Here is a 10,489-nt window from a genome sequence, read left to right on the forward strand (position 1 = left end):
TGCTTGAACTCTTCAGTATGCTTGATCATCTCGTCGATCTCCTGCTGCGAGCTTAAAACGCTCAGGTGACCGGCGCAAAACCGTTACAAGTCCAGGCAGAGCGCCCGGCTCGACATGGACGATCGTACGGAGACCCTGATCCGCTCATTGAAGCGCTCGGGCGCGGAATATTCCGAGATCTTCATCAAGGGTCCTGAGACTGAAGCGATCGGCCGCCTCGTGCTCGATCCGCTCTCGGCAACGATCTTCTCCTCCGACCCCAATACCTATGCGGCAATCCAGGCGCTCGAGGCGCGGGGCATGCCGCTCGCCGACGCGATCCGTACGGTCGCCGGTCTGCCGCTGGGAGACCGCTGATGGTCTTCCATCAAACCCCGTTCGATCACATCGGTGTGTGGTCGCCGCCGATGCGGTTGCTCCCGTTCCTGCAGGGCACCTGCTTCGTCCTCATCGAGGTGTCACGTTTCGCGGTCTCGAGCCTGCTCATCGTGCTGGGCCTGCCGCTGTTCGCCTTCCTGTTCCTGGCAGGCTGGGACATGGCCCTGCTGTTCGCGCAGCTCGGCAACTTGGCGGACCACTACCGCGAAGCCAGCGCGATCCGGCGGATCGCCTTCTCGCAGGACCTGCAGGGCGTCTTTCTCGCGATTTCGCTGGGCGTGCTGCTCGTGCGAGCGCCGCGGTTCCTGAAGCGCCTCGACACAGCGCTTGCTCCGGCCTTCCTCAAGGAGACCGACAATGGCTGACGCGCCCCTATTACAATCTTTTAATCGCCCGCTCGCGCTGCGGCTCGGCGGGGTTCTCCTCACCGTCTGCCTCCTGCTCTGGGGCGCTTGGGTCAGCCGTGAACTGGTGAAGCCCCGCGAGCAGATCGTCACCGTACGCATGTCCGAGACCATCGCGCGCTTCGTCGACGCCGAGGCGCGTGAGCGCCAGGATCCGGAAGCGGGCCAGGCACGCACGCTTGCCTACCTCAAGGCGGCCGAAGCGGCGGTGCAGGAGATGGGCGGCAATGGCCGGGTGGTGCTGGTCGCCGAGGCGGTCGTTGCCGGCGACGTGCCCGATGCCACTGCCGAACTCGAGCGGCGCATTGCCGCACGGCTTGGCCGGGAGAAGCGGCCATGACCCGTGCCATCGCTCGCCTCCTCAGCCGAGCCAGGCGTCCGCTCTTGCTCACCGGAATCGTCGCCTTGCCGTTCGCCTGGGCGCCGCTGGCCGCCTTCGGCCAGGACCACGCTTTCCTGATCAACGCGAGCCCGAGCCTACCCAACTGGGCATTCTGGCTCGACAAGTCGGCGCCAATCGCGCGCGGCAGTCTGATCTTCTTCGAACCGCCGGCCTCGCCGCTTTTGGAGAAGCACTTCGGCAAAGGCCCGCACCTCTTCGGCAAGCGCGTGCTGGGTGTGCCGGGTGACGTTGTGACCCACGCAGGCCGGCAAGTCCTGATCAACGGACACCCGGTCGCGACGCGTCTTGCGCAGACCCGGCTCGGCTTCAGGCTGAGCCCGGGACCGCAGGGCGTGATCCCGCGCAGCTGCTATTACGTTGGCAGCGACCATCCGCGCGGCCTCGACAGCCGCTACGGCGAGGTGGGCTTGGCCTGCCGCGGCCATATCCTGGGCAGCGGGAGGGCGATCCTGTGAGGCGCGCTCTTCTCTTGCCGCTTGGTCTTGCCATCACCAGCCAGGTCGAGGCCCGCGATTATGGTCAGCATGGTGCCGTGTTTTCCGTGATCGAGCGCGATCTCCTCGAGCAGATCCACGCGCGGCTTACCGCCATGGAAAAGTCTGGCGAGACGCAGCGGCGCAATGACGAGTTGAAGCAGCGCACGGTCGCCCGGGTCAACCGGCCGGAGCCGGTGGCAGGCCTCACGCGGGCCGACACCGCCCGGCGCTGGGCCTTCGACCCGACGATCACGCTCGAGACCGACATTCGCGGCGCAAAGGGCGAGCTCATTCACGCCCGGGGAACCCGCGTGAACCCGCTCGACAGTGTGCCGCTGCGCGCTGAGCTGCTGTTCTTCGACGGCGACGATCCCGACCAGCTTGCCTGGGCGATCAGCCAGTCGCCTGGCGCCAAGCTCATCCTCGTGCGCGGCGCGCCGCTCGAGCTGATGAAGGCGCGGCAACGGCGCTTCTACTTCGACCAGGGAGGCAAGCTGATCGGACATTTCGGGATCAAGTCCGTGCCGGCGCGCGTGCGCCAGCTAGGACGGCTCCTCGACGTCAGCGAGATCGTCCTGCCCCGCAAACCGGGAGTTCGGCCATGAATTTCCTTCGAAACCTTGCGACGACGGCGCTGGGAGCTCTCAGCCTGGTCATGACCAGCCCGGCCGAAGCTTCGGCCGGCCCGGGCCGCTGTACCGGCAGCTTCGTCAATCCGATCACCGACATCTGCTGGTCGTGCCTGTTCCCGATATCGATCGGCGGGCTCAAGATTTGGCCGTCGAACCGCCCCGATCCCGCAAACCCGGCCTTGCCGCTGTGCCTGTGTGGTCTGCGGCCTGGCATTGCCATGGGCTTCTGGGAGCCCGTCCGGCTTGCCGATGTCAGCATGAAGCCGTGGTGCTTCGTCAATCTCGGCGGGATGAAACTCGATCCCGGCTTCGACATCGGGTTCCGTTCGATCAAGGGTCCCTCGGCGATTGGCGGGGCGAGCCAGAATTATTCGAGCTGGCATGTTCACTGGTACGCTTACCCGCTGATCTACTGGATGGAGATCGTCACCGATTTCCTGTGCCTTGAGTCCGGCTCGATCGACATCCTCTACATCTCCGAGATCGATCCGCTCTGGCAGGACAGCGAGCTCACCGCGATCATCAACCCCGAAGCCGTGCTCTTCGCCAACCCGCTGGCGCTGGCTGCTTGCGCCGCTGACTGCGTGTCCTCGACGGTCCATCTGCCGGTCGACGAGATGTTCTGGTGCGCGGGCTGCCAGGGCTCGATGTACCCGATGAACGGCAATGTCTCGGCCTCGATTGGCCACGTGCAGGCCTCGCGGCTCGTGCTTTCGCGCTTCGCCTACAAGCTTCACCGCGAGCTCGTCGCCTGGGGCACGATGGGCGGCAAGGGCCTTTGCGGCAAGTACCTGATGCCGGTGATGCGCAAGCAGCAATACCGCTTCCAGGCCACCAATCCGAACCCGGCGACCAAGGGGCGCTATGCCTGCCCCCCGATCGGCGCCGCCACCACCTTTCAATCGGCTGGACAGGTCATCCCCGCGATCGGCGAGGACATGGGCTACCTCGTCTGGCGCAAGCGGAACTGCTGCGCGCTATGAACCGGACACTTCTCCTTATCCCCCTTGGGCTAGGTCTTTCGCTGGCGGGCTTTGCGCTTGCCCAGAGCGCGCCAGAAGGCATCGATCTCGACGCCATTCGCGCCCGCTCAGCTGTGCACGCACAAGACGCCGATGCGCTCGCGGCCACGGTCCGCACCCGTGCCGAGGCCGTGCACGATGACGCCCTGCAAACCCAGGTCCAGGCACAGGCGGCGGGTGCCCGGTACGCCGACAGCCTGCCGCCAGCGGCAAAGAGTGCCGACGCGCTCGATTTCGATGCGATGGTGCGTGAGCGGGCCGAGGCGGAGAAGTCTCCGCTCGGACAAGGGCCGCGTTTCATCGCCTTTGCCAGCCTGTCGATGCCGTCCGAGGCGTTGAAGGCGCTGGTACGCGACATGGGCCGGGCCGGCGGCGTTACCGTGCTGCGCGGCTTTCCTGCGGGCGATTCCGCCCGGTTCAAGGCGATGCTGGCCGCGATCTGGCAAAACGAAGATGCACCCCAGGCGCTCGGGATCGACCCGCGCCTGTTCCGCGCCTTTCACATCGAGGCCGCACCGAGCTTCGTGATGGTGGGCAGCGACTTTTCGCCCTGCGACGGCTTCGACTGCCGCGACGTTGCGCCGCCCCATGATCGGCTGACCGGCAATGTCACGGTCGGTCAGGTCCTCGAAACCTTCCGCGACGGGGATGGTCCGGGTGCCGCGCTCGCTCGCCTGCATCTCGCCCGCCTCGAACAGGGAGAGGTTCAATGAAACACTGCCTTAGACTGATCGGGGCCGTGCTTCTTCTGGCAGGAATTCTCCAGCCCGCTTCGGCTCAAACGACCGGCGACGCGAAGGCTGACGGCAAAGCCTTCGGGAACACGATGATCGATCGCGTGAAGGGCGCGGCAACGACCACGCCTGACGCTTCGCGGGTGCCCGGGTTCAATCCCGCGGCAACGCAGGGCTTGGAAGACCTTGCCGATCATCCTGACCGGATCGAGGGCGCGGCGCGTAGTGCCGCGTCCAGCAATACCGCGGTCCGCGCGATCGAGGACAGCATGAACAATCGCGCGCGCTTCTCAGCCCAGGAGATCAAGAGCATCCTCGCGCGGTCGGGACAGATCAGCGAAACGCCGCTCGATTACACCAGCGGCATGTCGGTCTCGGGCTCGAAGGGCAACTGCGTGCCCCTGCCGCCAGGAACCGGTTCGGTCGGCACTTACATGGCGACCTGCAACACCGGTTACACCGCCGAGACGAGGGCCGCTTCCTGCCAGATTCCGCTCGAGGCGCACGCGACCCCGCGCGAGGTCTATGGCTACTATTGCGTTGCAGGCAGCGGGGTCGATCCGTCCGGCATCTATGCCTGCAATCATTATCCGGCGCCGCAGTGCACGGTCACCCAGTCCTGGCCGATCAACCTGTGCGATCCCTATTTCGGGATCTACTGGGGCTGCAATTATGGGGACCTGCGCGTCGATCTGATGAGCTGCACTTCGCGGGTTGAAGGGGCAACGGCTTACACGAGGACCACGGAAACCGTGGTAACCACCGAGCGGAACGAGAGCCAGTGCTCGCCGCTCGCGGGCGATACAAATTGCACGCTCGACACCGAAGTCTGCACCGACAGCGACCCGGTCACCCGGATTGTCGATGGCGTTGCGGTCACCCAGCCGTGCTGGGCCTGGCAGCGCAACTACACATGTTCGGCCAAGACCGCCGGCAATGATTGCGGTGACCTCGAAGCAAATGGCAGCTGCCGCTTCGTGCGCGAAGACTGCCTGACCGATGACAGTCCCTGTTCTACCGCTGAGCGGGTCTACGAGTGCCCGGTGCCGGCGGGCGAGAATTCGGGCCAGCAATATGTCTGCGACGGCGATGTCTACTGCATCGACGGCTCATGCGAGACGATCAGCCGCGAGGCCAACGACGAGTTCAAGGACGCGGCCGTCGCCTTGAGCGCCATGGACCAGGCGCGGCGCGAGTTCGATCCTGCGACGATGACCCTGTTCAAGGGGGAGCGCGAGACCTGTTCCTCCAAGGTCTTCGGAATTCTCAACTGCTGCAAGGGCAAGGGCTTTCCTCTCATCCCGGGGATTCAGCTGCTGGTAGCGCTGGGCTGCGGCCGCGAGGAAATCCTGCTTCACCAGCGCGACGCGCAGGGCCTGTGCGCCTACGTCGGCACCTACTGTTCCTCGAGCTTCCTCGGCGTCTGCCTGACCAAGAAGAAGGTCTATTGCTGCTTTGAGTCCAAGCTGACCCGTATCTTGCAGGAGCAGGGCCGCGCCCAGCTACCCAAGCCCTGGGACAAGCCCAAGACCGAGCAGTGCCTCGGCTTCACGCTCGACGAGTTCGCCCGGCTCGATCTCAGCCGCATGGATTTCTCCGAGGTCTATGCCGAGTTCACCGATGCGGCACGGCTCCCCGACGAGCTCCAAACTTCTGAGCTCATCCAGCAGAAGATTCGCGACTATTACGAAAGGAGCAGCCAATGAGCGCTCGTCTCACCGGCCTCACAGCCATCATCCTGGCCGCCGTGCTCGGGCAGGTAAGCCCAACGGCAGCGCAGGAAACTGCCCAAGCGCCGAGCGCATCGGTCAATGACGGCGACGCCTTCTACTGTGGTGAGCGGCGGCTCGGTTACTGGTTCTATTGCGTGCGCCGCAAGCCTGAGACGCCGCAGACCAGCGAGCCGAAACCCCAAGCGCCAACCGCCACCGCCGCACTCGACGCGATCACCACGAACTTGCGCGAGCTGAAGGCCCGGGCAATCATCGAGCCGACGCCCGAGAACGTGACCGCCTATATCCGGTTCCAGCGCGAGCAGCTTGACCGGGCGTCGCTGTTCTCCGACGTCTGGCAGCGAGCGATCTGGCAGGATCCGGGCCTCGACTACACGCTCGAGCGCCCGGTCGGGACGCTCGCCAAGCGGCAGTGGCAGGATGCCAGGGCGGCCGAGCGAGATACGGTCATGGCGCATCTCGGCGACCGCTTCGGCCTGTTCTACTTCTTTGCCCAGACCTGCGGTGCCTGCGAGGTGATGAGCCCGATCGTCAAGGCAGTAGCCGATCGCTGGCACCTTACGGTCCGGGCCATTTCGACCGATGGCGGACCCTCGCGTCATTTCCCCAACTACACCGTCGAGAGCGGGCAGCGGCCGCGGATGGGTCTCGAGCCCAAGATCACGCCAGCGCTGGTCCTGTGGGACAGCGAAGCCAAGCGCGCGATCCCCATCGGATACGGAGTCCTGTCGGCCGACGAACTGCAGGACCGCATATTTCTCCTGACCTCAAAGGAAGCCGGCCATGATTTCTAAGCTGCGCAAGGCGGCGCTTGTCCTTGCCGCCACGAGCCTCGTTGCAACCCCGCTTCAAGCCAATGTCGGCGACAGCATGGACCGCTTCATGGACGACATGGGCGGCGCGGCCAATGTCACCGGTCCGAGCGCCTTTCAGGGCCAGTCGGCGGGCTATTACAGCCTCGGCAATGTCTGGACGCGCTTTCCGCAGAAAACGACCAACATCGCCAATCTCCAGCTGCCGAGGGCACGGGCGGGATGCGGCGGCATCGACATCTTTGCGGGCAGCTTCAGCTTTATCAACGCGAGCGAGATCGTCGCGCTGCTGAAGGCGGTTGCGAACAATGCCGTGGGCTTTGCCTTCAGCCTGGCGATCGACACGGTCTGCCCCGAGTGCTCGAAGATCATGCAGGAGTTCGCGCAGAAGGCGCAGCTCATGAACAATCTTAACATCAACTCCTGCGAGATGGCCCAGGGGCTGGTCGGCGGCATCTGGCCCAAGGGCGACCTTGCCGACAAGGCGATCTGTGAGGCGATCGGCAACAGCGAGGGCATCTTCACCGACTATGCGGCGGCCAAGCACGGCTGCGGTACGCGCGGACAGAGAAGCTCGACCAACTCCGGGGCGGGTCCGAACTATGCCGACGTGAACCCAGCGGTACCGCGCAACTATACCTGGCACGTCCTCAAGAAGTCGGCCTTCTTCAATCCAGGCGGCACCTTCGACCGGGAGCTGGCCGAGTATGCGATGACGTTGATCGGCACGGTGATCTACGTGCCGTCCAAGGATGACGAGCCAGGCAAGTTCGTGCCCTTCGCGGGCGATGCCTCCTCGACGCTGGTGACAGCGCTGCTCGATGGCACGCAGGGGCAGACGGTCCGGGTGTTTGCCTGCGACGAGCCGGACCAGTGCCTGAACCCGGCTTTTCGCGACATGAGCCTGAGTTCGGCCAAGGCCATCCGGCCGCGGGTGGCAGCGCTCATTGGCAGCATGGTCGCGGCGATCCGTTCGGATACCGCCATCGGCGATGCCGAGAAGGAACTGCTCCAGGTTGCCTCAATCCCGCTTTACAAGATCCTGACCGTCCAGGCCGCCTATGGCCGCGGCATGGCGACCGATGATCGCGATACGCTGGCCGAGATCACGAGCATCGACCTGCTCTATGCGGTGCTCGACCGGATCGTGTCCGAGGCCGGCCGCTCGATGGCGAGCTTCATTGCGGCCGATGAGGCCAAGCTCGCGATCTGGCGTTCGCAGGTCGCCGAGGTGCGCTCGAGCCTCGCGCAGCGCCAGGCGGTCGGACAGGCCAAGGTCTCGGCGATCATGCAGATCATCGAGAAGACAGCGATGATCGAGAACATGCTGGCGGCCTCGATGTCGCCATCGATGGCGGCATCGCTCGACTGGTCGCGTGCGCTCCAGTCCCGTTCCATCGTCCCTTAAGGCGAGACAAGTCATGATCGAGATCTTCACGGTCGGTGGCGGCGAGTACATCGTCAATGTCCTCAACGCGGTCGCGAGCTGGACGGGCGCCGGCGGCTATAAGAGCCTGATCCAGGTGACCATGGTCATGGGGCTGGCGCTCGCGGTCATCGTGCTCGCCTTCAACCAGGACTGGCGGGCCTGGCTCAACTGGTTTCTCGGCGCGACGCTGATCTACATGTGCCTAATGGTCCCGCGCATGGACGTGCATGTAACGGACCGGGTCAATCCGGGCTTGGCCCCGGCCAATGTCGCGAACGTGCCGCTCGGTCTCGCGCTCATGGCGAGCTTTACCAGCCAGGTGGGCGACTATCTCACGCGCTCGGCCGAGCTCGTCTTCGGCCTGCCGGACGACCTCAACTATTCGAAGAACGGCATGATCTATGGCGCGCGGCTGATGGAGGCGACGCGCTCATTGCGCATCTCCGATCCCGAATTTGCCTCCAATCTCGACGAGCATGTCCGGCAATGCGTGTTCTACGACCTGCTGCTCGGCCGCTATTCGATGAAGCAGCTGGCGGAGAGCGACGACATCTGGGCGACGATTGCGCCCGGCAGCGCCGCCCGGGCCCAAAAGTTTTTGACGCGGCAGGCCGATGACAGCGTCACGGCTTCGATCGTCACCTGCCGCGATGCCTATACCGCTCTATCGAACCAGTGGGCCGGGCTGGTCGACACCATGGCGCTCAGCGCCGGACGGCAGCTCTATCCGCGCCAGACGGCGGCGCTCGCCAAGACCAAGCTGCTCGCCGACCTGCCGGTCGCTTACCAATATCTCTCGGGGGTCTCGAAGAACGCGAGCGACATCTTTCGCCAGGTCCTGACGATCAATGCCATGAACCAGGCCATGCACGGGTTCGCGGGCGCCAGCGGCACGTCGAGTGTCGACGTCTTCGCCCAGACCCGCGCCGACATCCAGACCGAGCGGACCTATGCGTCGATCTCCGAGAATGCGATGAAGTGGGTGCCGATCCTCAATGTCGTGCTCACGGTCGTGTTCTACGCGATGTTCCCGGTGATCTTCCCGCTGTTCCTGATGCCCAAGACCGGGCCAGTAGCCTTGCGGGGCTATGTCACCGGGTTCTTTTATCTGGCCGCCTGGGGTCCGCTGTTCGTGATCCTGCACATGATCCTGATGTTCAAGGGTGCCAGCGATGTCGCGGCCGCTGGCGGTGGAACCGGGCTCTCCCTCGCGACCTTTGCTGGCATGACCGACGTCAACCGCGATATCGGCCTCTTGGCTGGCTATCTCGTGGCCTCAGTGCCGTTCCTTGCAGGCGGCATTGCCAAGGGCGCGCTGGCGATTTCCGGGCAGGCCACCTCGTACCTCAACCCGTCGCAGAATGCGGCCGAGGAAGCGGCGCGCGAGGCCAGTACGGGCAACGTATCGCTCGGCAACAGCAACCTCGACAATTCGACGGTGTTCTCGCGCCAGTTTTCCCAAGGGGCGCTTAACCCGAGCATTGCCTATGGGGCACCGCAGACACGCGGGTTCACCGAAGCTGGCACGCAGACAACGAGCTTTGGCGAGGCAGAATTCGCGACCGTGCCGAACTCGCAGTACCCGTTCACCCCGACGCTAGGGCAGGATTTCACGAGCAGGCTCTCGACCATGGCAAGCCAGAGCCGCGGCCAGAGCGAGACTTATTCGAACCTTGCCCAGCAATCGACCAGTTCGGCCGTCACCCAGTTCAACGAGATCCGCAACGCCTACAGCCAGGGTCGTTCCGCGGAGACGGTCAGCGGCACAGGCAGCAACGACAGCATCGGCACGGCCTACAGCGAAGTCGACAATGCCTCCACCAGCCTGCAACGCCAGTTCGGCCTGTCGCGGCGTGCTGCCGACGACATCACCGTCTCCTGGTTTCTCAATGGCGAGGCCACTGCTGGCGTCGGGGGTAATCTAGGAATCGCCGAAATCGGCGCGAAAGCGAGAGGCGGCCGAAATGAAAACTGGACGGACAGCGACGTCGGCATCGCCTCCGAGGACCGCAACCGCATTGTTGGGTCGCTCCAGCAGCTCTCAGACACCCGAAACTGGTCTAGCACCCGCGAAGGCTTCTTGCGCCAGACGAGTTCAAGTTCGAGCTCGCAGGTCTCGTCCAGCGCGTCAGGCCTCAGCCGCTCGCTGACCGAAGCGCAGACCTACTCGGTTGAGGCGCGCCGCGCGGAAGAACTGGCCAGCCGGCTCGAGAACCAGGCTACCTGGTACGAGGGCGCCAACGCTGCTGGCTCGCTCAACCTCAGCCAAGCCTATCGCGAATGGGGTATGGCGGAGATCGAGGCGAACCGGGACTACTATGGCCCGGTCCGGTTCGACGACATCAACTTTCAGATGAGCGCACAGGGCCAGCTGGACTTGTAACGGTTTTGCGCCGGTCACCTGAGCGTTTTAAGCTCGCAGCAGGAGATCGACGAGATGATCAAGCATACTGAAGAGTTCAAGCA

General features: G+C 64.5%; 10 protein-coding genes and 1 pseudogene. All 11 read left to right on the plus strand.

The window, feature by feature from the left end; genetic code table 11:
• Window positions 1-93: 93 nt before the first annotated feature.
• A pseudogene (locus tag GGQ88_RS20615) lies at window positions 94-357 on the plus strand (type IV secretion system protein TraC); the annotation flags it as partial.
• Window positions 357-743: a hypothetical protein gene (locus tag GGQ88_RS20620; protein ID WP_183615304.1), complete on the plus strand. Its 387-nt coding sequence runs from the start codon at window positions 357-359 to the stop codon at window positions 741-743. The pseudogene GGQ88_RS20615 and the gene GGQ88_RS20620, both read left to right, overlap by 1 nt.
• The gene (locus GGQ88_RS20625) at window positions 736-1,122 is read left to right on the plus strand and encodes a TrbI F-type domain-containing protein (protein WP_183615305.1); all 387 of its coding nucleotides are present in this window, start codon (window positions 736-738) and stop codon (window positions 1,120-1,122) included. The genes GGQ88_RS20620 and GGQ88_RS20625 overlap by 8 nt, the downstream gene beginning before the upstream one ends.
• A complete protein-coding gene (locus tag GGQ88_RS20630; RefSeq protein ID WP_183615306.1) occupies window positions 1,119-1,640 on the plus strand; it encodes a S26 family signal peptidase in 522 nt (173 codons plus the stop codon). Before GGQ88_RS20625 ends, GGQ88_RS20630 begins: the two co-directional genes overlap by 4 nt.
• The gene (gene traW, locus GGQ88_RS20635; protein WP_183615307.1) at window positions 1,637-2,266 is read left to right on the plus strand and encodes a type-F conjugative transfer system protein TraW; all 630 of its coding nucleotides are present in this window, start codon (window positions 1,637-1,639) and stop codon (window positions 2,264-2,266) included. The genes GGQ88_RS20630 and traW overlap by 4 nt, the downstream gene beginning before the upstream one ends.
• A 50-nt stretch (window positions 2,267-2,316) precedes the next feature.
• Entirely contained in the window at window positions 2,317-3,276 is a 960-nt protein-coding gene (gene traU, locus GGQ88_RS20640) for a conjugal transfer pilus assembly protein TraU (RefSeq protein WP_425490477.1), read from the plus strand.
• On the plus strand, window positions 3,273-4,028 hold the full coding sequence (trbC, locus tag GGQ88_RS20645; protein ID WP_183615309.1) for a type-F conjugative transfer system pilin assembly protein TrbC: 756 nt from the start codon (window positions 3,273-3,275) through the stop codon (window positions 4,026-4,028). The genes traU and trbC overlap by 4 nt, the downstream gene beginning before the upstream one ends.
• Window positions 4,025-5,755, plus strand: a complete 1,731-nt coding sequence (locus tag GGQ88_RS20650; RefSeq protein WP_183615310.1) for a conjugal transfer protein TraN — start codon at window positions 4,025-4,027, stop codon at window positions 5,753-5,755. The genes trbC and GGQ88_RS20650 overlap by 4 nt, the downstream gene beginning before the upstream one ends.
• Window positions 5,752-6,576 carry a conjugal transfer protein TraF gene (locus tag GGQ88_RS20655; RefSeq protein WP_183615311.1) on the plus strand — a complete coding sequence of 275 codons (825 nt, stop codon included), beginning with the start codon at window positions 5,752-5,754 and terminating at the stop codon, window positions 6,574-6,576. Before GGQ88_RS20650 ends, GGQ88_RS20655 begins: the two co-directional genes overlap by 4 nt.
• Complete coding sequence (locus GGQ88_RS20660; protein WP_183615312.1) at window positions 6,566-8,002, plus strand: conjugal transfer protein TraH; 1,437 nt, start codon at window positions 6,566-6,568, stop codon at window positions 8,000-8,002. Before GGQ88_RS20655 ends, GGQ88_RS20660 begins: the two co-directional genes overlap by 11 nt.
• A 13-nt stretch (window positions 8,003-8,015) precedes the next feature.
• Window positions 8,016-10,406 carry a conjugal transfer protein TraG N-terminal domain-containing protein gene (locus GGQ88_RS20665; RefSeq protein WP_246386415.1) on the plus strand — a complete coding sequence of 797 codons (2,391 nt, stop codon included), beginning with the start codon at window positions 8,016-8,018 and terminating at the stop codon, window positions 10,404-10,406.
• The last annotated feature ends 83 nt before the right edge of the window (window positions 10,407-10,489 follow it).

It is taken from the genome of Novosphingobium hassiacum, assembly GCF_014196055.1.
In the GTDB taxonomy this organism is placed as follows: Bacteria; Pseudomonadota; Alphaproteobacteria; order Sphingomonadales; family Sphingomonadaceae; genus Novosphingobium; species Novosphingobium hassiacum.

Excerpts from the sequence above, each read along its gene's own strand:
- GGQ88_RS20620 (WP_183615304.1), top strand. The coding sequence starts at position 357 with ATGGTCTTCCATCAAACCCCGTTCGATCACATCGGTGTGTGGTCGCCG.
- GGQ88_RS20625 (WP_183615305.1), top strand. The coding sequence starts at position 736 with ATGGCTGACGCGCCCCTATTACAATCTTTTAATCGCCCGCTCGCGCTG.
- GGQ88_RS20630 (WP_183615306.1), top strand. The coding sequence starts at position 1,119 with ATGACCCGTGCCATCGCTCGCCTCCTCAGCCGAGCCAGGCGTCCGCTC.
- traU (WP_425490477.1), top strand. The coding sequence starts at position 2,317 with ATGACCAGCCCGGCCGAAGCTTCGGCCGGCCCGGGCCGCTGTACCGGC.
- trbC (WP_183615309.1), top strand. The coding sequence starts at position 3,273 with ATGAACCGGACACTTCTCCTTATCCCCCTTGGGCTAGGTCTTTCGCTG.
- GGQ88_RS20650 (WP_183615310.1), top strand. The coding sequence starts at position 4,025 with ATGAAACACTGCCTTAGACTGATCGGGGCCGTGCTTCTTCTGGCAGGA.
- GGQ88_RS20655 (WP_183615311.1), top strand. The coding sequence starts at position 5,752 with ATGAGCGCTCGTCTCACCGGCCTCACAGCCATCATCCTGGCCGCCGTG.
- GGQ88_RS20660 (WP_183615312.1), top strand. The coding sequence starts at position 6,566 with ATGATTTCTAAGCTGCGCAAGGCGGCGCTTGTCCTTGCCGCCACGAGC.
- GGQ88_RS20665 (WP_246386415.1), top strand. The coding sequence starts at position 8,016 with ATGATCGAGATCTTCACGGTCGGTGGCGGCGAGTACATCGTCAATGTC.